The sequence below is a fragment of the Pseudomonas sp. FG43 genome (genome assembly GCF_057809175.1).
The window spans coordinates 1-21700 of the sequence record NZ_JBMDJL010000008.1 but is presented as its reverse complement, the minus strand read 5'-3'; the positions used below and the strand labels follow the sequence as shown (position 1 = coordinate 21700).

Below are 21700 nucleotides of genomic sequence, written 5' to 3'. Positions count from 1 at the left end.
AAAAAACTGAATGGTCGTTCGCGAATGAGATAGGCGTAGGAGCGAATTTATTCGCGAGAGGCCCGTACATCCGAAGAAAATGTATCGCCTTCAAGGACGTCTCGCGGATAAATCCGCTCCTACCTGCACCTGCTTGCTGCGCGACGCAGGTTATGCAACCTCACACCCAGCCGTCGTTACGCTTGCGGCTGCGGGTCAGGGAAGGAAGGATCAGGCCAACCAGCAAGCCGATCCCGGCAATGCTGCCACCATAGACCATGTAACGCATCATGACCTGCTTGTTCTCGTCACCCAGACGAGCCTGGGTCGTGCGCAGTTCGGCCTGTGTGTCGGCCAGCTCGGTATTGAGCGCCTGGCTTCGGGCTTCCAGCTCATCGATCAGCTTCTTGCGCGCATCCAGGGTTTCCTGCATGCCCTGCACACGGGTCTTCCAGGTATTGTCGATGTCCGCCAGTTGGCCGGTGAGCTGCCCCACCTGCTCGGTCAGTTGCGGAACCCTTTCGGCCGGACCGGCCACATCCTGCAGGTCGCTGCTGAGGATCCAGACGGTGCTGCCGCTCTCGCCCCGGACCTGGCTGTAGCTGCCCTGGGTTGAGAGCAGATCGACCTTTTGCCCGGATTTCAGGGTGCCGACGATACGGTGCCCATCGGTAGGGCCACTGCGCACATAAGTGTTGAGGCTGTCGCTGACCCAGCGTTCGTTTTCGGCAGCCTGGGCATGAAAAGGGGTAAAAACAGTCAGCAATGTGCCGAGCAGACCGGCCCCGAGCGCACGACGGGAAGAGTTGAAGAAGACAGGCGCACGGGAAACGAGTGCAGAAAGATGAAGAGACATGGCAATGATTATCTTTGTCTGAAATAAGAAATTAAGACCCTGAGGCTCCTGACCTTGTGGTCCGTCGAGTGAGTCCGTCAGCTAACAGACCCTGCGAAAGGGGTCAGGTTCACTATCGCGCCCCCAAGCGTCAAAATTCAGCCATATGGCACAAGGCCCGTTATTTACTGATTTCAAACGGATTCAGCCGTGCGACTATGCTGAACACAGTGACTGTGGTGTGCAGTGTTTGCTTTCCCGTCCATGTGCCGTAGAGAATACGGCCAGGTGATGCTCACCCTCCTGATGCAACTGCGACTGCATCGCTCTAATGGAAAATAGAATGATCCCAAGACAAGTGATTAACGCCTCGGTCAGCCCCAAAGGCAGCCTCGAAACCCTTTCTCAACGCGAAGTGCAGCAGCTCAGCGCTGCCGGTTCAGGCAGCACCTACACGCTTTTCCGCCAGTGCGCCCTGGCCATTCTCAATACTGGCGCCCATGTCGATAACGCCAAGACCATTCTTGAAGCCTACGAGAACTTCGAGGTCCGCATTCATCAGCAGGATCGCGGAGTTCGCCTGGAATTGCTCAATGCTCCCGCCGACGCCTTCGTCGATGGTGAAATGATCGCCAGCACTCGCGAAATGCTGTTCAGCGCCCTGCGCGATATCGTCTACACCGAGAGCGAACTGGACAGCCAGCGCATCGACCTGAGTGACTCCCAGGGCATTACCGACTACGTGTTCCACCTGCTGCGCAACGCCCGTACCCTGCGCGCCGGTGTAGAGCCGAAGATGGTGGTCTGCTGGGGCGGCCACTCGATCAACACCGAAGAATACAAATACACCAAGAAAGTCGGCCACGAACTGGGCCTGCGCAGCCTGGACATCTGCACCGGTTGCGGCCCTGGCGTCATGAAAGGCCCAATGAAAGGCGCCACCATTGCCCACGCCAAACAGCGGATCAATGGCGGCCGTTACCTGGGCCTGACCGAACCGGGCATCATCGCTGCCGAAGCGCCGAACCCCATCGTCAACGAACTGGTGATCCTGCCGGATATCGAAAAACGCCTGGAAGCCTTCGTGCGTGTCGGCCACGGCATCATCATCTTCCCCGGCGGCGCTGGCACGGCTGAAGAGTTCCTGTACCTGCTGGGCATCCTGATGCATCCGGACAACAAGGATGTGCCGTTCCCGGTGATTCTGACCGGCCCGAAAAATACCGAGCCTTACCTGCAACAACTGCACGCCTTCGTCGGCGCGACGCTGGGTGAAGCCGCGCAGAAGCATTACCAGATCATCGTCGATAACCCTGCGGAAGTTGCACGGGTGATGACCCGCAGCCTGAAGGAAGTCAAACAGTTCCGCCGCGAGCGCAACGATGCCTTCCACTTCAACTGGCTGCTCAAGATTGAAGAAAGCTTCCAGCACCCCTTCGATCCGACCCACGAAAACATGGCGAAACTGCAACTGAACCATGACGTGCCGCCTCATGAACTGGCCGCCAACCTGCGTCGTGCATTCTCCGGCATCGTGGCAGGGAACGTGAAGGACAAGGGCATTCGCCTGATCGAGGAACATGGCCCTTACCAGATCCATGGCGACCCGGCGATCATGAAGCCGCTGGACAAACTGCTTCAGGCGTTCGTCGAACAACACCGCATGAAACTGCCCGGCGGCGCAGCCTATGTGCCGTGCTATCAGGTAGTGACGTAAACACAAACGCAAGAGGCTGATTTCAAAAAAACCGGTGGCCAGACTCACAATCTGTGGGAGGGGCCTTGGCCGCGACAGCCAGTTGAAGGCGCTGAAAATGTGTTGCCTGTCAGTTAGTCGTCGCGGCCAAGGCCCCTCCCACTTGCGCCCCGTTTTTTTAACGCTGAATACGAAACTGCCTGGGCGACAGCCCCGTCGCACGCTTGAAGAAACGCGAGAAATAAGCAGGCTCTGAAAACCCCAGGCTGTCGGACACCTGATTGATGGTCATGGTGGTGTAAACCAGATTGCGCCTGGCTTCCAGCAACAGTCGCTGGTTGATGATCTGCAAGGCCGACTGGTCGCACAGACGGCGACACAATACGTTGAGATGTGCGGCGCTGATGCCCATTTTCTGCGCATGTCGCTCAATCGACCAATGCTCGCGAAAACTCGATTCCAGTTGATGCATGAATGCCTGCAAATGCTCGCGCCCGCGATCCGGCACCTGAACTTCCTGACGCGAGTGCTCATTGTTGCGCCGACTGAGCCAGACCATCAGCACATTGATCAATGACTGCAACATCAGGTCACGCCCAGGTCGACGCTGTCGGTACTCCGCTGCAATCGCGCTGAACAGCGTATCCACGTAATGACTGTCGTCACCCAGCGAATAGCACCGCGCCGCACTCAGGACCGAGCCGTCCAGAGCCGTCTCCAGTTGCTCCACCAAAGGCCTGGCCAGGCTGAGAATGTGCCCTTGAATGTCTTCACAGAACCTGAAGGTATGCACACTCAACGCCGGGACCACCTGCAACGAAGGTGTATCGACATGCTGGACCGAGTCTTCGACCTTCAACATCGCCAGCCCCGATTGCACATACAGCAACTGCACCAGATCGCTGTGCCGATGGGGTTTGATCTCCCATTCATGGATCTTGCTGCGCTCGGGGATCGACTCGCAGTGAATCAGATCAGGCGTCGGCCAGGCAGCCGTCTCGCCATAGAGCTTGAATACCGGAATCGCAACGAGCGCTGCTCTGGGCATGACCGACTCCGAAGGGTAATCCTTGAAAAGTCCAGATAATGCGCTGGATATTGCCTTCTTATGCCATCGGCATCCATTAAAAATACAGGAGACAAAAACAAAGACATCTCACCGACCATCGGTTGGCAGGGATCACATGGCAGGAAAACAATAATGAAGACCCAAGTCGCAATCATCGGTTCAGGCCCGTCCGGGCTGCTGCTGGGCCAACTGCTGCAACGTGCCGGTATCGATAACGTCATCATCGAACGCAAGAATCCCGACTACATCCTTTCCCGTATCCGCGCCGGCGTGCTTGAACAAGGCATGATCGATCTGCTGCGCGAAGCCGGTGCCAGTGAACGCATGGATGCCCAAGGACTGATTCATGATGGCTTTGAACTGGCTTTTGACGGGCGCTGCGAGCGTATAGACCTGAAAACCCTGACCGATGGCAAGACCGTCATGGTCTACGGCCAGACCGAAGTCACCCGCGACCTGATGCAGGCCCGCTCGGCAGCAGGCGCCATGACCCTTTATGACGCCGAGGATGTGCAACCCCACGACCTGAAAACCGATCGCCCTTACGTGACCTTCAACCACAACGGCAAAACGCAGCGCCTGGACTGCGACTACATTGCCGGTTGCGACGGCTTTCACGGTGTTTCTCGGCAATCCATTCCCGCAGACAGCCTGAAAGTCTTCGAGCGCGTTTACCCTTTTGGCTGGCTCGGCGTACTGGCCGACACGCCGCCGGTCAACGAAGAACTGGTGTACGCCAGCCATCCACGCGGCTTTGCCCTGTGCAGCATGCGCTCGACCACTCGCACCCGTTACTACGTGCAGGTCAGCGCGGATGAGAAAGTCGAAGACTGGTCGGATGAGCGCTTCTGGGAAGAGTTGAAAACCCGTCTCCCCGAACATCTGGCTGAGAGGTTGGTCACCGGCCCCTCCATCGAGAAAAGCATCGCGCCGCTGCGCAGCTTTGTCGTGGAACCCATGCAATACGGTCGTCTTTTCCTGCTCGGCGACGCCGCACATATTGTCCCGCCCACCGGCGCCAAGGGTCTGAACCTGGCTGCCAGCGATGTCAGCACGCTGTACCGGATATTGCTCAAGGTGTACAAGGAAGGCCGGACGGACTTGCTGGAGAAGTATTCGCAGATCTGCCTGCGCCGGATCTGGAAGGCCGAACGTTTTTCCTGGTGGATGACCTCGATCCTGCACAGCTTTCCCGGCACCGATGACTTCAGCCAGCGGCTTCAGCAGACCGAGCTGGATTACTACGTGGGTTCGGAGTCAGGCCGAAGGACCATCGCCGAAAACTATGTGGGGCTGCCTTACGAAGCGATTGAATAATGAGCGCGTAGGAGCGAATTCATTCGCGATAATCGGTACATCCAATAAATTTTTATCGTTTTCAATGTGGCTTCGCGAATGAATTCGCTCCTGCTTTGTGCAATCTCACAACAACCACCCCGCATGGCAGTGCAAATCGCCAAAGAGTTTTTGTTCCCGGCCCCCTAAGATCGGGATCAGTTGCACGCAGTATAAAAACAACAAGCTCCGAGGATTCACCGCCATGTCCAACCCATCGATTCGGGATGCTGGCGACGTCGAAGGCAATCATGTCTACCGTCGCATCACTCTGCGCCTCATACCCTTTATCTTTATCTGCTACCTGTTCAACTACCTGGATCGGGTCAACGTCGGCTTTGCCAAGCTGCAGATGCTCGATGCCCTGAACTTCAGCGAAACCGTCTACGGCCTGGGAGCCGGGATCTTCTTCATTGGCTACGTACTGTGTGGCCTGCCCAGCAACCTGGCGCTCAATCGTTTCGGACCCCGGCGCTGGATCGGCCTGATGATGATCACCTGGGGCACGTTCTCCACCTGCCTGCTGTTCGTCACTACTCCGGTGGAGTTTTATGTACTGCGCTTCGTGACCGGCATGGCCGAAGCCGGCTTCTTCCCCGGCATCGTGCTCTACCTCTCGCGCTGGTACCCGAACCAGCGGCGTGGTCGGATCATGGCACTGTTCATGTCCGCCATTCCGGTATCCGGCCTGCTGGGCGGCCCGTTCTCCGGCTGGATTCTCAACCACTTCGCCGCTGGCCAGGGCGGCATGGCGGGCTGGCAGTGGATGTTCCTGATTCAGGGCCTGCCGACTGTCGTGCTGGGCCTGCTGGCGTTCCTGCTGCTGTGCGACAAGGTCGAAGATGCAGGCTGGCTGACACCCGAGCAACGTCAGCGGGTCAAGGCCGACATCACCACCGATGAACTCAGCCGCCCGGTGATCAGTGAAAAGGCCTCCCCTCTTTCGGTACTGACCATGCCGTTCATCTGGGTGCTGGGCTTCATCTACTTCTGCATCCAGAGCGGCGTGTACGCGATCAACTTCTGGCTGCCGTCGATCATCAAGAACCTGGGCTTCAGCGATGCACTGGTGATCGGCTGGATCAGCGCCGTGCCTTATCTCATGGCGGGCGTGTTCATGATTCTGGTGGGCCGCTCGGCGGATCTGCGCAATGAGCGACGCTGGCACCTGGTCGTGCCGATGCTGATGGGTGCTCTGGGCCTGATCATCGCCGCCAACTTCGCCACCGTGCCGGTCATCGCGATTCTTGGCCTGACCATCGCCACCATGGGCGCCCTCACCGGCCTGCCGATGTTCTGGCCACTGCCCACCGCCCTGCTCAACGCCAGCGTCGCCGTGGCCGGGCTGGCACTGATCAACTCCATCGGCCAGATGGCGGGCTTCCTCAGCCCGTATCTGGTGGGCTGGATCAAGGACCAGACCGGTTCCACCACCATGGCGCTGTACTCCCTGGCCGGCCTGACCATCGTCGGCAGCCTGGTGGCCTTGCGGATCAGCCGCCAGTCAGCGCCCAAGGCGGCCGCTGCTGCGTAATCCTTGCTTGCAGCACCAAAAGCCAGACTTCGTGTCTGGCTTTTTTATTTTTCAGGCCTGATCAACCCAAAAACTAATGGCTATGTAGAATCAAACGGTTTCGTCCGGTGTGCTTATCTCATGTTCTGGAGAGCTTGAATGGATGTGTCTCGTTATATTCTGTTGTTGGCCTTGATGGAAAAAGTCAGCACCGGCAAGGATGTGGCGTATCTGGTCCAGGATGACAAGATCATTGCCAAGGGGGTTAAAGGCGACAAGGGATATGAAGAGCCGATTGTGAACATGCTGCACAATCATTCGTCTCCCGAAGGCACAATCTTCGCCACTTATGCACCAACGGATATGTGCCAGGGGCTAGCCTGGCAAAAGAGCTTACAAAAGATCATCTACGCCGAAAACTTTGCTCCAAAAAGTATTTCACTGATAGACGACGTTATTCACGATCCAGTTGACCTGGAGATCGGAAGTTCATTTGAAATAGTCCCTCCCGGCGGAGAGGCGAGGCTGAATACATATCCAACGACCCAATTGTTATTCAATAACTGGGATGCCTTATTTAATCAGTCAGCCCCTCAGATAGAACTCAGCGACGCTGCCGAAGACATCTACTCCAGCAATCAGGGCATCGGAACTTATGACAAACGTGTGAGCAAGGGAACTGAAACCAGTATGCTCACACGCATATCCACCAGCATCCCAGTACAGACAGGAAAGGTCGATACAGATCCGGAAAGGAAGGACCGGATATGGATGAAAATTGCCTATGCCCTGGCCGCAGCAGCACTGCCTGATCAAAGGAAAAAGCAAAAAAACAAGAAAAAGCCCTCTTTCTTACCCCACGGCCATAACGTTGCCGCCATCATGGTCAGTAGCACAGACCTCATTCTTGGCTGGGGCGTCAATATCAAAGACCTGAATGGCTGCTTCCATGCTGAAACATCAATGATTCTGGCCTATCTGGCCCAAAAAAATGTCAGCAAATTGCCCGAGGGGGTACGTATTTACTCGACACTAGCACCATGCCATATGTGCGCAGGGCTGATTACCACACTCGGCGTGAATGTTCCGGTTGTTGTAGGCCATATGGACCCACGCATTAAAGACAGCACGCTCGACAAGAAAAAGAATGGCTCCATACAGCGCATGACCACCATGATGCCTATCACCCAGAAACCTATCGTCAATATTAGCGACTTGAAGCCAGGCCATATTCGCTCAGAGCAGGCTGCATGGATGCAGAGGTTTTATACCAATACAGGCAAATTCCCCACAGCTGCGGACTGGATTGCTTCAGAACATACAAAGGCAGAAGTAGAAAAAAATAAAGATTTAGAAGAAAAAGAAAAAAAACCTATCGGTGTCACCACATTCCTGAGGACAGACCCTCCCACACAACTCTTCAGCTACAACCTCACCAGCCTCAAAGAGCTCCTGGATGTAGGAGACCCCGGCGAGAACGAAATCCTGAAGCGCGGCATTGCCCTGATCGAAAAAATCAAAACAAGCGGCCTGATTCGCTAGGTCTATCCAGCAGGCGATTGCCCAATCGCCTGCTGTCCCATCTGCTTCCCCTCCCCCTCGTCGCCCCCCTTTTTGAAAAAACCAATCAAAAATCCTTGCCACAAATGATCGATTCAATCATTATCAAGCCACTAACAATAAAACGAGAATATGGCCATGCAATTTCGCGGCATCATTCCAGCTCTGGTCACGCCCTTCACCGATGATCAGCAACTCGATGAGCAAGCCCTTCGCGGCCTGATCGAAAACCTTCTGCAAGCCGGTGTACACGGGCTTTTTGTGCTGGGCACCAACGGCGAGTTCTTTACCCTCTCCGAATCCGAAAAACTGAAAATCGCCCGCATCACTGTCGAAGCGGCGGCCGGACGTGTGCCTGTAGTGGTCGGTACCGGTGCCTTTGCCACTCATGAAGTGATCGAACTGAACAAAAAAATGATCGATGTGGGCGCAGATGCCCTGTCGATCATCACGCCCTACTTCAATGCCATCAGCCAGTCCGAACTCATCAAGCACTACACCGCGATTGCCGATGCCTCCGAGTTGCCGCTGATGATGTACAACATTCCGGCCAAGACAGGCATGTCCATCGGCATCGGTGCCGTGGCAACCCTGAGCCAGCACCCGAAAATCAAAGGCATCAAGGACAGCGCCGGCAACTTCGACGCGCTGGTGCAGATGATGAAATACCGCAGCGACGACTTCGCCGTGTTCGCCGGCACTGACTCGTTGATCTACTGGAACCTGCTGGCCGGTGGCGATGGCGCTATCGCAGCCACCGCCAATGCGGTGCCGGATGTGGTCATGTCGATCTGGAACAACTTCCAGTCGGGTAATCACGAAGCCGCCCGCGCTGCCCAGGAAGCTCTTCGTCCACTGCGCGATGCCTTTGCGCTGGGCACCATGCCTGTGGTGTTGAAAACCGCGACCCGATTGCTCAACGTCCCCGTCGGCCCGTGCCGTGCGCCGGTCCAGCCGCTGGATGCCGCCGCACTGGAAAAACTCCAAGGCCTGCTGGCCGTCTACCGCTAAGCCGGAGGTAATCCCATGTCCGCCACTTATCACTTCCAGACCGTGAAGCATGTGGTTCACGGCCCCGGCAGCCTCGATCTGCTCACTGACAAGCTGCCGCTGCTCGACGTCCCGGTCAAAACAGTGGTGCTGGTCACCCAGAATGCCATGCACAACCTGGGCGTGACCCAGCGTGTCACTGAGCAACTCAAGGCCCGCAACATCGCCGTGCATATGCTCGATAACGTCGAGATCGAACCGACTCTGGAAAACATCGAGCGCGTATTTCGGGAAGACGTTGCACCATACGCCCCCGACGCACTGATCGCCATTGGTGGTGGCAGCGTGCTGGATGCGGCCAAGCTGTTCGCCGTGATGCTGACCAACGACACACCGCTCAAGGACCTGCTGGGCATCGACAAGGTCACGCACCCCGGCAAACCTATGGTGCTGGTGCCGACCACGTCGGGCACAGGCTCGGAAGTCACGCCCAATGCCATCGTTACCTTGTCCGATGAAGAATTGAAGATCGGCGTAGTGAGCCGCCATCTGCTGCCGACGCTGGTGGTGCTCGACCCGCTCTTGACCCTGAGCCTGCCACGCCCGATCACCGCTGCCACCGGGATGGATGCCTTTACCCACTCGCTGGAATCCTTCATTTCCACCAAGGCCAACCCCATCAGCGATGCCTTTGCGCTGGAGTCCATGCGCCTGATCGCGGGCAGCATTGTCGAGTCCTATCAGCAACCGGAATCGATACGGGCACGCGGCGATATGCTGCTGGGCTCGATGTATGGCGGCCTGGCCCTGACCGCAGCCGGAACCGCAGCGGTGCATGCACTGGCTTATCCACTGGGCGGCAAGTTCCACGTCACCCATGGCGTGGCCAACGCCATGCTGCTGCCTCATGTCATGGCCTTCAACCTGGACAGTTGCGCCGAACGCCTCAAGCGCGCCGCGCTGGTGTGCGGTCTGGCCAGCCATGACGACAGCAACGAAGTGGCGGCCCACAAGCTGATCGAGCAGATCCGCCAATGGACTCTGGTGCTGAACATTCCCCAGAACCTGCGTGATTTCGGCGTGGCCGAAGAGCATCTGCCGGACATGGCAGTAGCGGCCTCCAAAGTCACCCGCCTGATGACCAACAATCCCAAGCCTTTGAGCCTGGAAGACATTCAGCAGTTGTACCGGTGCCTGCTGCCATGATTCGCGCCGACTTTCCCGGCCTGCTGATACTCGCCGACGATCTGTCGGGAGCCGCCGACTGTGCAGCGGACTTTGCAGCCCGTATCGATACCCGCGTGGTGCTGAACCATGGCGGCGCACACGTGGCTGGCACGGGTGTCGTTGCAATCGACGTAGACTCCCGTCGCCTTGCCCCTCAGCAGGCCGCCGAACAGCACCATGCCGTACTGCGCCAACAGCATGCGACGGCGATGGCGCTGTACAAGAAAATCGACTCGACCCTGCGCGGCAATGTCGCCAGCGAAATCGACGCGCTGCAATCGGTGCGCGGCATGGCACTGGTGGCGCCAGCCTTCCCGGACATGAAACGCACCACCAGCCAGGGCGTGCAATTGATCGACGGTGTGCCGGTGGATCAAAGCGATGTGTGGCGCAATGAAAACCTGCAAGGCACCAGCAACCTGCTGGAACTTCTGCTCAAGCAAGGCTTGCGTACGCAATGGCTGGGCCTGGACGAAATACGCAACAGTGACACGCTGAAACAGGCTCTGCGCACAGCGCTGGAAAACGGCGTGCAGGCTCTGGTCTGCGATGCCGAGCTGGACAGCGACCTGCAAAAGCTGGCGGAGGCCTCAGCCCCGTGGCATCAAGAACTGTTCTGGGTCGGTTCGGCAGGTCTTGCCCGGCATCTGCCTGAGGCATTGGGTCTGCCAGCGGCCAGCCCCATCAAGGTTTCGCCCTGCTCTCCCGTGTTGACCGTGGTCGGCAGCATGTCCCGGCACTCCCAGTTACAGGCCGATACGCTGGCGCAATCCAGCCCGCAATACAGCCTGACGATTGCTCCGGGCACCTTGCTTGACAGCAGCGCCCAGGCCGAACGCGATGCACTGCACCAACATTTGAAAGACCAGTTGAGCGCCGGACATGACGTGCTGGTACGGCTGGATCAGCAACAACGCAACCCGACACACGCCGCAGCCTTGAGCAACGCACTGGCCAGGTGGCTGGCACCGGCCTTGCCCCATGCCGGTTCGCTGATCGCCACTGGTGGCGAAACCGCACGGGCGATTCTGGTCGAGGCCGGTATCGAACAGATGCCGCTGCTGGGCGAACTCGCCACCGGCGTCGTGCTGTCCCAGGCCCGGCTCGGCGCTCGCACCCTCAACGTGGTGACCAAGGCTGGCGGCTTTGGCGAACCCGACACCTTTCTCGCGGCCTGGCGACAGCTGCACGAACCGGCTTCGACCGGCACACCTTTCAAAGAGGAAGCTCCCTATGTCTGAACGTCCTGTCATTGGTATCACCATGGGCGACGCCGCCGGGGTGGGCCCTGAAATCATCATGAAAACCCTGACCCACGCCTCGGTATACGAAACCTGCCGTCCGCTGGTGATCGGCGACGCCAAGCGCCTTGAAGACGCCAGCCGCATCGTCGGCAGCAATCTGCGCGTCAACAGTATCGCCAGCCCGGCGCAAGCCCGCTTTGTCCAGGGCGTGGTGGACTGCATCGATCTGGGCCTGATCCCCGACGACCTGCCTTACGGCAAGTTGTCGCCCATCGCCGGTGATGCCGCCTTTCGCTATATCGAACGCACCGTACAACTCACCGAAGCCGGTGAACTGGATGCGATCTGCACTGCACCGCTGAACAAGGAAGCGCTGCATGCAGGCGGGCATATATTCCCCGGCCACACAGAAATGCTCGCGCACCTGCTGGGCGTGGAAGAAGTGTCGATGATGCTGATGACCCCGATTCTGAGAGTCATCCACGTCACCACTCACATCGGCATCATCGACGCCATCGCCCGGATCGAACCGGGTCTGGTCAAGCGCACCATTGAGCGCGCCCGGGAAACCCTGGTGCGGGCCGGTATCGAAAACCCGCTGATCGCGGTGTGCGGTATCAACCCCCATGCCGGTGAAAACGGCCTGTTCGGTTACGGCGAAGAAGCCACCAAGATCCAGCCCGCCATCGACGAACTGCGCGCACGCGGCTGGCGTGTCGAAGGCCCGCTGCCGGCCGACACGCTGTTCTTCCGCGCCGGTCGCGGTGACTTCGATGCCGTGGTCGCCATGTATCACGATCAGGGCCATGGCCCGGTCAAGGTCATGGGCCTGGAAGCCGGAGTCAACGTCACCATCGGCCTGCCTGTGATCAGGACCTCGGTGGATCACGGCACCGCTTTCGACATCGCCGGTAAAGGCATTGCCGACGAACGCAGCCTGATCGAAGCCCTGCGCCAGGCAGTGGAACTGGCTACCCGTAAACGCGACACCCGCAATTCCATCGCCGTCTGAGCGCAAAAACCGGCAAAGACGTGCGGCACCCATAACGCGCCAAAAAAACAATAATGGAGCGATACCGATGGATACCTTCAACGCACAAGACACCTCGATCATCGTCGGCATGGTGATCGTCTACATCGCAATCACCACCTGGATGAGCATGCGCATGCGCAGCAAGACCAGCGAGCAATACATGGTCGCTGCCAGGACCATGCCTGCCATCATCGTCGGCATTCTGATGATGTCCGAATTCATCGGCGCCAAATCCACGGTCGGCACCGCACAGGCAGCCTTTGAAAGCGGCTTCGCTGCTTCATGGTCGGTAATTGCCGCCGCCATCGGCTTCCCGCTGTTCGGACTGTTGATGGCCCGCAAGCTTTACAGCTCCGGGGAGTTCACCATCTCCGGCTTCATCGCCAAGAAATACGGCACGTCCACCAAGCTCGCGGTGTCGATCATCATGATCTACGCGCTGCTACTGGTGAACGTCGGCAACTATGTCAGCGGTGCCGCCGCCATCGCCACAGTGCTCAAGATCAACCTCACTACTGCGGCTTTCATCACCGCAATCATCAGTACCCTCTACTACGTGTTCGGCGGCCTGAAGAGTGTGGCCTACATGAGCATCCTGCACACCGCAGTGAAATATATCGGGGTGTTGATCGTACTGGGCGTAGCCTTGCAAATGACCGGTGGTTTCACGCCAGTGATCCAGAACATGCCGGAGCACTACTTCACCTGGGACGGCACCATCGGCGGCTCGAAAATCATGGCGTGGATCATCGGCACCGTTGGTGCGATCTTCTCCACCCAGTTCATCATTCAGGCGATTTCCTCTACCCAGAGCCCGGATGCGGCCCGTCGTTCGACCTTCTATGCATCGCTGCTGTGCATCCCGATTGCGCTGGCGCTGGGCTTTATCGGTGTGGCGTCCAAATACCTGCACCCGGACATGAGCAGCCTCTACGCCCTGCCGGTATTCCTGCAATCCATGAGCCCGGTCATGGCGGGTGTCGTGACCATCTCCCTGGTGGCCTCGATCTTCGTCAGCGTCAGCACCGTGGCCCTGGCCATCGCTTCGCTGGTGGTGCGCGACTTCTACGTGCCGTGGCGTAAACCTTCGGTGGATCAGGAATTCAAGACCACACGCCTGATCGCTCTGGTGATCGGCTTCGTGCCCCTGTTCTTCGTGTTCTTCGTACCGGAAATTCTTAACCTGTCGTTCTTCACCCGCGCCCTGCGCCTGTCGATTGCCGTGGTTGCCATGGTCGCCATCTACCTGCCGTTCTTCGGCTCGGGCCGTGGTGCCACGCTGGGCCTGATCGCTTCGGCCATCACCACCAGCGCCTGGTATCTGTTGAACAACCCATATGGCATCGACAACATGTACATCGCTCTGGTGACACCGGCCATCGTGATTGCCATCGAACACCTGCTGCCCAAATCCGCCCAGGCCAAACGCCAAGACGCCGAGGTTCCCAATGCCAACCAATGACATTCGCCAGGACGCCTTCCTGCCGACGCCCTACGCCCAGAACCATGCCGCCAACCTGCATGAACTGGCCGACGGTACGCTGCTCTGTACCTGGTTTGCCGGCACTCAGGAAGGCATGGCCGACATCTTCGTCCTGCTGTCGCGCCGCGACCCGCAAACCGGTGTGTGGAGCGAACCGCAAAAGCTGTCCGAGGACTCGACCCGCTCCGAGCAGAACCCGATCCTGTTCCAGGCGCCCAACGGGCCACTCTGGCTGATCTGGACCGCACAGGTTTCCGGCAATCAGGAGACGGCGATCATCCGCCGTCGCCTGTCGCTGGACCAGGGCAAGACCTGGGGTGCCATCGAAACCCTGTTCGACGAAGCCGGCACTTTCGTGCGCCAGCCGCCAGCCGTGCTGGACAACGGCGACTGGGTCCTGCCGGTCTGGTACTGCATCACGGGGCCGGGTGAAAAGTGGGTCGGCAATCATGACGTCAGCGCCGTGATGATCTCCAGCGACCAAGGCGTCAGTTGGTCACGCCATGACGTGCCGGACAGCACCGGCAGCGTACACATGAACGTCCACCAGTTACCGGACGGCACTTTGCTCGGGCTGTTTCGCAGCCGCTGGGCGGACTTCATCTACAGCAGCCGCTCGAACGACCGTGGCCGCACCTGGAGCGCGCCGGCCCCGACCGAACTGCCTAACAATAACTCGTCGATCCAGTTTGTCAGGCTGGCCACCGATGAGCTGGCGCTGGTCTACAACCCGGTCAGTGCCGAAGGTCACAGCCAGCGCCGCGCTTCGCTGTACGACGAGATCGAGGACGAAGGCGACGATCGGGTAACGCCAGGTGCCCGCAGCGATGGCAAGGCAGCCATCTGGGGCATTCCGCGTGCGCCGATGAGCCTGGCCGTCTCCCGCGATGGCGGTCATAGCTGGCCGACTCGTCTGGATATCGAACTGGGTGACGGCTTCTGCCTGACCAACAACTCGCAGGAAAAACTCAACCGCGAGTTCTCCTACCCCAGCATCATCCAGGCCGCCGATGGTAGCCTGCATGTCGCGTTCACTTACTTCCGGCAGAAGATCAAGCACGTGCATCTGCCGCTCAATGCGATTCGCTGAAAGTCCTGCGCCGGCCTGCGAGCCGGCGCACCTTCGGAAGCCCTGAATATGCCCGACCCGATAGAATCCGTACTTGTGACCGGTGCCAGCTCCGGCATCGGTCAGGCCATCGTCGTGCGCCTGCTTGAGCAGGGTTTGCACGTCACCGGCCTGAGCCGTCGTGCGCCAGACCTGCAACACCCGAACTTCACCTGGATCGAATGCGACCTCAATGACTTCAACGCCCTGGACCGGGCGCTGCAACAGACTCCGCAGATCGATGCACTGGTGCATGCCGCAGGCTTCATGCGCACCGCACCGCTTGGGCAACTCAACGATACCGACGGCCAGGCCATGTGGCATCTGCATGTGGCCGCCGCCAGCCATATGGTCAATGCACTTTACCCGCGACTCAAACCCGGTGCCCGTCTGGTAATGATCGGCAGCCGCACCATGCAGGGCGCCGCCGGGCGCAGCCAGTACGCCGCGACCAAGGCTGCGCTGCAAGGCATGGTCCGCTCATGGGCCATTGAGCTGGCACCAAGGGGAATCACCGTCAATCTCATTGCCCCCGGAGCCACCGAAACCCCGATGCTGCTGGACCCGGCTCGCAGCGCAACGCCACCCAACAAGCCGCCGCTGGGGCGTTTTGTGCAGCCCCACGAGATTGCCGGGCTGACCGCGTTCCTGCTCGGCCCGGACGCAGGTGCCATCACCGGTCAAAGCCTGGTGGTATGCGGCGGTGCGTCGTTGTAAGGTTGCACCTCGTTTTCCTGCGTTAGAAGAGCTTGAATGAAAGTCGCCAATCGTCGCCAATCGATACTCGAACTGGTTCTCTCCGGAAAATCCAACGTCGATGAGCTGTGTGCCCAACTCGGCGTTTCGGAAGCCACCGTGCGGCGCGACCTGACAGCACTGGCCGAAGACGGCCTGATCATCCGCACCTACGGCGGTGCTGCGCACATTGGCCAGCGTGAACCGGAAACCACGATTGAAGAACGCAGCCGCCAGCACAGCCAGGAGAAGATGGACATCGCCCTGGCGGCGCTGGCGCACATCAACGATCACGACACGCTGTTCCTGGAAGGCGGCACCAGCACCAGTGCGCTGGCTCATGTGCTCAATCAGCGACGCGGCCTGCATGTCATCACCAATAACCTGACGGCATTGAGCGATCTGGCGCTGATTCCCGAAGGCCGGGTCACGGTGCTGGGCGGCACGTTGCGCCCGTCCAGCATGTCGACTTATGGCGTGGCCGCACAGGCCGCGCTGGAACACCTGAGCGCCGACAAGCTCTTTGTCAGCGCCGATGGTGTGGTGGCGGATCTGGGGTTGTGCGAAGCCAGCGCCGAGCAGGCCTATCTCAAGGAAAACATGCTGGCCCGCGCCGCACAGATCTTCGTGCTGGCCGACTCCACCAAGCTGGGCCGCGCCCGCCAGCAGCACTGGACACCGCTGCGCCAGCCCTGGACGCTGATCACCAACCCGGTGGACGATGAATCCCTGCTGGCACTGTTCAAGGCCCGCAAGTCGATTCATGTGGAAATTGCGTATCCGCAAAAAGGCTGATTAAAGCCTGCCAATATCTCCGGGCTTGAAAACCGCCTCGCCCGCCGCCAGCCCGTTGACCAGCGACTGCCCGAACTCCGGCTGACTGACCTCGAAACGATCTCCCGGCTGAGTACGGATGCCGTCGGCAAAGGACAGGGTCGCCGTGCCGAAGAAGTGGATATGAACATCACCGGGGCGCAGGAACTGGCTGTACTTGAAGTGGTGGTATTCGAGGTTTTCCAGGCTATGGCACATATTGGCCTCGCCGCTGAGAAATTCCTTCTCCCATAACACATCCCCGTTGCGCCAGACACGGCTGGTGCCCACCAGATTCTGCGGCAGATCGCCGACCCTCAGTTCCGGGCCGAACGAGCAGGCCCGCAGCTTGGAGTGAGCCAGGTACAGGTAATTACGCCGCTCCATCACGTGATCGGAAAACTCGTTGCCAATGGCAAAGCCCAGTCGATAAGGCTTGCGGTCGTGACCGATCACATACAGGCCGCTCAACTCCGGCTCCTCGCCGCCATCTTCGGCAAACGGCGGCAGCGTAAAGGCCGCTCCCGGACGCACCACAATGCTGCCATCGCCCTTGTAGAACCATTCCGGCTGCACGCCCGCCTGACCGGCCTGCGGCTTGCCACCTTCGACACCCCATTTGAAGATGCGCATGGTGTCGGTCATCGATATTTCATCGCCGGCCTGCTGATGCATCTTGTCCCGCGCCGAGGCGCTGCCCAGATGGGTCAGGCCAGTGCCGCTGACCAGCAGGTGCGCAGGGTCTGGATGATCCAGCGGCGGCAAGACCCGAACCTCGCGCAGCAACTGCGCATAATCATGGTCAGTGCCAAGCCCTTGCTGATCCACCTGCCGCGCCAGGCTGGAACCCGCTTCGATAGCCTTCAAGGCCAGCTCGCGAACGCTGTCGGCACCCAGCACTTCACGTACCCGGTCACCGTCCACCAGGCCGACCCGACGCTGCCCATGACTCAACTCGAACTGTATAAGCCGCATGAAACCTCTCCTTTCAACGATGGGTTGAAGCGCTTGCCGAGAATTCGGACTCAGGCAGCACGTGCCTGCGCTCCAGTACGCGATAGACAATGCCGGTCAGCACCAGCCCGAACACCATGACTCCAGACAGGAAGTACAGGCCCGACGCCAGATTGCCGGTGATTTCCTTCAGTGCGCCGATCACGAACGGGCCGATGTAACCGCCCAGATTGCCCACCGAGTTGATCAGCGCGATACCGGCCGCCGCACTGGCACCGGCAAAGAACCGGCCCGGCAAGGTCCAGAATACGGCCGTGCAGGAAAACAGCGAGAACGCCACCAGACACAACGCTGCCAGTTGCGCTGCCGGCAAAGTCAGCCAGGCACTGCTGAACAGGCCGATGGCACCCAGCACATAAAGCACGGCCAGGTGTCCGTAGCGGTCGTTGAGGCGGTCGGAACTGCGCGGCACGATCAGCAGGCCGATGATCCCGAAGATGTAAGGCACCGAGGAAACGAAACCGGTGGTCAGGTCACTGCCGCCGAACTGCTTGATCAGGGTCGGCAACCACAGGCCAAGGCCATAGATGCTCAGGGTCACCGGCAGATAGAACAGCGCCAGCAGCAACACCCGCTTGTCCTTGAGAGCATGCAGCGGGTTGCCATGTCGGGTCTGGCCATAGGTGTCCAGATCGTTTTTCAACTCACCGTTCAGCCAGTCTTTCTCGGCCTGATTCATCCATGAAACCTGTTGCGGACCATCCGGCAGCCAGCGCAGCACCGGCCAGGTCAACAGGATCGCTGGCGTACCAATGACGATGAACAGCCACTGCCAGCCATGCAGCCCGAGAATGCCGTCCATGCCCAGCAAGCCGCCGGACACAGGTCCGGTGACCATCATGGCGATGGGTTGCGAGAGGATGAAGAACCCGAGGATCTTGCCGCGATGGCGCACCGGGAACCATTGAGTGATGTAGTAGAGCACGCCGGGAAAGAAACCCGCTTCGGCCGCACCCAGCAAGAAGCGCATCACGTAGAAACTGTAAGGCCCCTGCACGAATGCCATGCCAATGGTGATAGCGCCCCAGGTGATCATGATCCGGGCGAACCAGCGGCGTGCGCCGAAGCGCTCCAGCATCAGATTGCTGGGGATCTCGAACAGAAAGTAGCCGATGAAAAACAGCCCGGCCCCCAATCCGTAGGCCGCATCGCCGATGCCGATGTCCGCCCCCATGTGCAGCTTGGCGAAGCCCACGGCCGAGCGGTCCACGTAGGCAATCAGGTACAGCAGAATCAGGAAGGGAATCAACTTCAGGGTGATGCGACGTATAAGCCTGAGTTCCTGGCTCATGAAGGCGGTCTCCATTTTGTTTTTGTTATGGAACCTCGATTACCGACCGACTATATAGTATTACTATTTAGACTTACAACTCTTCCAATGATCGATATTTAGGCTTACCTTAGCCGAAAGCAACGCAATTAAGTCTTACAATAAGAGAGCCGAGCATGTCTGATTCCGATAAAAAACCGACCCTGCGTTCTGCCCAATGGTTTGGCACCGCCGACAAGAACGGCTTCATGTACCGCAGCTGGATGAAGAACCAGGGCATTGCCGATCACCAGTTTCAGGGCAAACCCATCATCGGTATCTGCAACACCTGGTCGGAACTGACGCCCTGCAACGCCCACTTCCGCACGATTGCCGAGCACGTCAAACGCGGCGTGATCGAAGCCGGCGGCTGGCCGGTGGAATTCCCGGTGTTCTCCAACGGCGAATCCAACCTGCGCCCCACCGCGATGTTTACCCGCAACCTGGCCAGCATGGATGTCGAAGAAGCGATTCGCGGCAACCCCATCGATGGCGTCGTGCTGCTGACCGGCTGCGACAAGACCACACCGGCCCTGCTGATGGGTGCTGCCAGTTGCGACGTGCCAGCCATCGTCGTCACCGGCGGGCCGATGCTCAACGGCAAGCATCAAGGCAAGGACATCGGTGCCGGGACCATCGTCTGGCAAATGCATGAGTCCTATAAGGCCGGGCAGATCGGCCTGGACGAATTCCTCTCCGCCGAAGCCGGCATGTCCCGTTCGGCAGGCACCTGCAACACCATGGGCACGGCCTCGACCATGGCTTGCATGGCCGAAGCGCTGGGCACTTCCCTGCCCCACAACGCCGCCATTCCAGCCGTGGACTCACGCCGTTACGTGCTGGCGCATATGTCCGGCATGCGCGCCGTGGACATGGTGCGCGAGGACCTGCGCCTGTCGAAGATCCTCACCAAAGCGGCGTTCGAGAACGCAATCCGGGTCAATGCCGCGATTGGTGGTTCAACCAATGCCGTCATCCACCTCAAAGCCATCGCCGGGCGTATCGGTGTGGATCTGGAACTCGATGACTGGACCCGAATCGGACGCGGCATGCCGACCATCGTCGACCTTCAGCCTTCCGGGCGCTTTCTGATGGAAGAGTTCTACTATTCGGGCGGCCTGCCCGCCGTATTGCGGCGCATGAACGAAGCCAGCTTGCTGCCCAACCCCAATGCATTGACCGTCAACGGCAAGAGTATCGGCGAAAACACCCGCAATGCGCCGATCTACGGCGAAGACCAGGTCATCCGCGCACTGGACAACCCTATTCGCTCCGATGGCGGTATCTGTGTGCTGCGCGGCAACCTCGCGCCACTGGGCGCCGTGCTCAAGCCTTCGGCAGCAACGCCTGCATTGATGCAACATCGTGGCCGGGCCGTGGTGTTCGAGAATTTCGAGATGTACAAATCGCGCATCAACGACCCGGATCTGGACATCGATGCCAGCTCGGTGATGGTCCTCAAGAACTGCGGCCCCAAGGGTTATCCAGGCATGGCCGAAGTCGGCAATATGGGCCTGCCGGCCAAACTGCTGGCCCAGGGCGTGACGGACATGGTGCGGATTTCCGATGCACGCATGAGCGGCACCGCCTACGGCACGGTGGTGTTGCATGTTGCGCCGGAAGCCGCAGCGGGCGGACCTCTGGCGGTGGTGCAGGAAGGCGACTGGATCGAACTCGACTGCGCCAGCGGGCGGCTGCATCTGGATATCCCGGACGCGGAACTCAAGGCACGCCTGGATGACTGGCAGGCACCCCAGCAGTTACTGGCTGGCGGCTATCGCCAACTCTATGTCGACCGGGTAATGCAGGCAGATCAGGGCTGCGATTTCGACTTTCTGGTCGGTTGCCGAGGTGCCGAAGTGCCTCGTCATTCACATTAAGTGACGATAATGGCGGGAAGCCACACTGGCTGCATAAGTACGGCTCCCGCCCTCTGTGTTGTGCAATGTTATGATGCGCGGCATCACTGCCAGGATCGACTTGCGTTCCCATGGATTACCGAAAACCCTCCGACCGTAAAAGCATGCACTCGCGCATCGTCCAGGAACTGGGCATGCAGATCGTTTCCGGCCGCTTCAAGCCTGACGAAAAACTGCCTGCCGAAGCCCTGCTCTGCGAGGAATACGCCGTCAGCCGTCCAGTGTTGCGTGAAGCCACAAGGGTTTTGGTCGCCAAGGGGCTGGTGTATTCCCGCCCGCGAGTGGGGACGGTGGTCAAGGCACGACGCGAATGGCACCTGCTCGACCCGGATGTGCTGCATTGGGTAATGCAAAGCTCGCCGCAGAACGAGTTTTTCAATCTGCTGACCAGTGTGCGTGCGGTGATCGAACCAGCGGTTGCGGCATTGGCGGCGCAATATGCGACCGATGAAGAAATCGCCTCGATCAGCGAAGCCTACCAGCGCATGGAAGATGCCCCGACGCCTGAAGCCTTGCTGCAGCCGGACCTGGACTTCCACAGCCGTATCGCCGACGCGACCCACAACGACCTGCTGGCCCATTTGTGCAACATGCTGTCACTGGCGTTGCGTGAAGCGCTCAAGCATTCCAACCAGCGGCCCAACCTGCATGAACTGGCGCTGCCGCGACACAAGGCGATTCTCACCGCCATCCAGAACCGCGACGCCCTCGGCGCCCGGCATGCAACGCTGGTGCAACTGGATGATGCGAGGAATGCGTTGAGTGTGGTGTTAGGGGTTCGCGAATAGATTCAATCGTTGTATTCAATGCCCTGTCGCGGCCAAGGCCCCTCCCACAA

General features: G+C 59.2%; 18 protein-coding genes. 14 read left to right on the top strand and 4 right to left on the bottom strand.

All coding sequences use genetic code 11. The annotated features are described in order from the left end of the window. Positions 1-160: 160 nt before the first annotated feature. Positions 161-835 carry a TIGR04211 family SH3 domain-containing protein gene (locus ACODS3_RS11460; RefSeq protein WP_201018407.1) on the bottom strand — a complete coding sequence of 225 codons (675 nt, stop codon included), beginning with the start codon at positions 833-835 and terminating at the stop codon, positions 161-163. Positions 836-1157: 322 nt separating this feature from the next. Here ACODS3_RS11460 and ppnN point away from each other — a divergent pair, with 322 nt between their 5' ends. Next, positions 1158-2531 carry a nucleotide 5'-monophosphate nucleosidase PpnN gene (gene ppnN / locus ACODS3_RS11455; RefSeq protein WP_201004766.1) on the top strand — a complete coding sequence of 458 codons (1374 nt, stop codon included), beginning with the start codon at positions 1158-1160 and terminating at the stop codon, positions 2529-2531. Between the two features lie 157 nt (positions 2532-2688). Here the strand turns inward: ppnN and ACODS3_RS11450 are convergent, their stop codons facing one another. Further along, entirely contained in the window at positions 2689-3558 is an 870-nt protein-coding gene (locus ACODS3_RS11450) for a helix-turn-helix domain-containing protein (protein WP_489034342.1), read from the bottom strand. Positions 3559-3711: 153 nt separating this feature from the next. On the opposite strand from ACODS3_RS11450, the gene pobA reads away from it, so the two are divergent. From pobA to ACODS3_RS11395, 11 genes are all read left to right on the top strand, one after another. Continuing rightward, positions 3712-4896, top strand: a complete 1185-nt coding sequence (pobA, locus tag ACODS3_RS11445; RefSeq protein ID WP_489034340.1) for a 4-hydroxybenzoate 3-monooxygenase — start codon at positions 3712-3714, stop codon at positions 4894-4896. Positions 4897-5119: 223 nt separating this feature from the next. After that, positions 5120-6448, top strand: coding sequence for an MFS transporter (locus ACODS3_RS11440; RefSeq protein WP_489034338.1), 1329 nt, complete (start codon positions 5120-5122; stop codon positions 6446-6448). Positions 6449-6586: 138 nt separating this feature from the next. Beyond that, a complete protein-coding gene (locus ACODS3_RS11435) occupies positions 6587-7969 on the top strand; it encodes a Bd3614 family nucleic acid deaminase (protein WP_489034336.1) in 1383 nt (460 codons plus the stop codon). A 156-nt stretch (positions 7970-8125) separates the two neighbouring features. Then, positions 8126-8998: a 4-hydroxy-tetrahydrodipicolinate synthase gene (gene dapA, locus ACODS3_RS11430; protein ID WP_201018402.1), complete on the top strand. Its 873-nt coding sequence runs from the start codon at positions 8126-8128 to the stop codon at positions 8996-8998. 15 nt (positions 8999-9013) lie between these two features. Next, entirely contained in the window at positions 9014-10183 is a 1170-nt protein-coding gene (locus tag ACODS3_RS11425; RefSeq protein WP_489034334.1) for an iron-containing alcohol dehydrogenase, read from the top strand. Continuing rightward, positions 10180-11445, top strand: a complete 1266-nt coding sequence (locus tag ACODS3_RS11420; RefSeq protein WP_489034332.1) for a four-carbon acid sugar kinase family protein — start codon at positions 10180-10182, stop codon at positions 11443-11445. The genes ACODS3_RS11425 and ACODS3_RS11420 overlap by 4 nt, the downstream gene beginning before the upstream one ends. Then, positions 11438-12460, top strand: coding sequence for a 4-hydroxythreonine-4-phosphate dehydrogenase PdxA (pdxA, locus tag ACODS3_RS11415; protein WP_489034330.1), 1023 nt, complete (start codon positions 11438-11440; stop codon positions 12458-12460). The genes ACODS3_RS11420 and pdxA overlap by 8 nt, the downstream gene beginning before the upstream one ends. Positions 12461-12527: 67 nt before the next feature. Beyond that, a complete protein-coding gene (locus tag ACODS3_RS11410) occupies positions 12528-13943 on the top strand; it encodes a sodium:solute symporter family protein (RefSeq protein WP_201018398.1) in 1416 nt (471 codons plus the stop codon). After that, positions 13930-15054 (top strand): sialidase family protein, encoded by a 1125-nt coding sequence (locus ACODS3_RS11405; protein ID WP_489034328.1) that lies wholly within the window; start codon positions 13930-13932, stop codon positions 15052-15054. The genes ACODS3_RS11410 and ACODS3_RS11405 overlap by 14 nt, the downstream gene beginning before the upstream one ends. Before the next feature lie 48 nt (positions 15055-15102). Then, positions 15103-15789: an SDR family NAD(P)-dependent oxidoreductase gene (locus ACODS3_RS11400; protein WP_201018396.1), complete on the top strand. Its 687-nt coding sequence runs from the start codon at positions 15103-15105 to the stop codon at positions 15787-15789. A gap of 36 nt (positions 15790-15825) precedes the next feature. Further along, entirely contained in the window at positions 15826-16602 is a 777-nt protein-coding gene (locus tag ACODS3_RS11395) for a DeoR/GlpR family DNA-binding transcription regulator (RefSeq protein WP_304574374.1), read from the top strand. Here ACODS3_RS11395 and araD1 read toward each other — a convergent pair whose 3' ends face one another. Both araD1 and ACODS3_RS11385 read right to left on the bottom strand, forming a co-directional pair. Next, positions 16603-17595, bottom strand: a complete 993-nt coding sequence (gene araD1, locus ACODS3_RS11390; RefSeq protein WP_489034325.1) for an AraD1 family protein — start codon at positions 17593-17595, stop codon at positions 16603-16605. It lies immediately after the preceding gene. 13 nt (positions 17596-17608) lie between these two features. Further along, the gene (locus ACODS3_RS11385; RefSeq protein ID WP_201018393.1) at positions 17609-18925 is read right to left on the bottom strand and encodes an MFS transporter; all 1317 of its coding nucleotides are present in this window, start codon (positions 18923-18925) and stop codon (positions 17609-17611) included. Between the two features lie 155 nt (positions 18926-19080). Here ACODS3_RS11385 and ACODS3_RS11380 point away from each other — a divergent pair, with 155 nt between their 5' ends. Both ACODS3_RS11380 and ACODS3_RS11375 read left to right on the top strand, forming a co-directional pair. Further along, on the top strand, positions 19081-20823 hold the full coding sequence (locus ACODS3_RS11380; protein WP_489034323.1) for an IlvD/Edd family dehydratase: 1743 nt from the start codon (positions 19081-19083) through the stop codon (positions 20821-20823). A gap of 110 nt (positions 20824-20933) precedes the next feature. After that, entirely contained in the window at positions 20934-21650 is a 717-nt protein-coding gene (locus ACODS3_RS11375; protein WP_201004790.1) for a FadR/GntR family transcriptional regulator, read from the top strand. Positions 21651-21700 lie beyond the last annotated feature (50 nt).

What these genes read in the sequence shown, in the direction of transcription:
- ACODS3_RS11460 (WP_201018407.1), bottom strand. Translation starts at nt 835, where the DNA reads ATGTCTCTTCATCTTTCTGCACTCGTTTCCCGTGCGCCTGTCTTCTTC.
- ACODS3_RS11380 (WP_489034323.1), top strand. Translation starts at nt 19,081, where the DNA reads ATGTCTGATTCCGATAAAAAACCGACCCTGCGTTCTGCCCAATGGTTT.
- pdxA (WP_489034330.1), top strand. Translation starts at nt 11,438, where the DNA reads ATGTCTGAACGTCCTGTCATTGGTATCACCATGGGCGACGCCGCCGGG.
- ACODS3_RS11395 (WP_304574374.1), top strand. Translation starts at nt 15,826, where the DNA reads ATGAAAGTCGCCAATCGTCGCCAATCGATACTCGAACTGGTTCTCTCC.
- ACODS3_RS11375 (WP_201004790.1), top strand. Translation starts at nt 20,934, where the DNA reads ATGGATTACCGAAAACCCTCCGACCGTAAAAGCATGCACTCGCGCATC.
- ACODS3_RS11385 (WP_201018393.1), bottom strand. Translation starts at nt 18,925, where the DNA reads ATGAGCCAGGAACTCAGGCTTATACGTCGCATCACCCTGAAGTTGATT.
- ACODS3_RS11450 (WP_489034342.1), bottom strand. Translation starts at nt 3,558, where the DNA reads ATGCCCAGAGCAGCGCTCGTTGCGATTCCGGTATTCAAGCTCTATGGC.
- araD1 (WP_489034325.1), bottom strand. Translation starts at nt 17,595, where the DNA reads ATGCGGCTTATACAGTTCGAGTTGAGTCATGGGCAGCGTCGGGTCGGC.
- ACODS3_RS11405 (WP_489034328.1), top strand. Translation starts at nt 13,930, where the DNA reads ATGCCAACCAATGACATTCGCCAGGACGCCTTCCTGCCGACGCCCTAC.
- ACODS3_RS11425 (WP_489034334.1), top strand. Translation starts at nt 9,014, where the DNA reads ATGTCCGCCACTTATCACTTCCAGACCGTGAAGCATGTGGTTCACGGC.
- ppnN (WP_201004766.1), top strand. Translation starts at nt 1,158, where the DNA reads ATGATCCCAAGACAAGTGATTAACGCCTCGGTCAGCCCCAAAGGCAGC.
- ACODS3_RS11400 (WP_201018396.1), top strand. Translation starts at nt 15,103, where the DNA reads ATGCCCGACCCGATAGAATCCGTACTTGTGACCGGTGCCAGCTCCGGC.
- ACODS3_RS11435 (WP_489034336.1), top strand. Translation starts at nt 6,587, where the DNA reads ATGGATGTGTCTCGTTATATTCTGTTGTTGGCCTTGATGGAAAAAGTC.
- dapA (WP_201018402.1), top strand. Translation starts at nt 8,126, where the DNA reads ATGCAATTTCGCGGCATCATTCCAGCTCTGGTCACGCCCTTCACCGAT.
- ACODS3_RS11440 (WP_489034338.1), top strand. Translation starts at nt 5,120, where the DNA reads ATGTCCAACCCATCGATTCGGGATGCTGGCGACGTCGAAGGCAATCAT.
- ACODS3_RS11420 (WP_489034332.1), top strand. Translation starts at nt 10,180, where the DNA reads ATGATTCGCGCCGACTTTCCCGGCCTGCTGATACTCGCCGACGATCTG.
- pobA (WP_489034340.1), top strand. Translation starts at nt 3,712, where the DNA reads ATGAAGACCCAAGTCGCAATCATCGGTTCAGGCCCGTCCGGGCTGCTG.
- ACODS3_RS11410 (WP_201018398.1), top strand. Translation starts at nt 12,528, where the DNA reads ATGGATACCTTCAACGCACAAGACACCTCGATCATCGTCGGCATGGTG.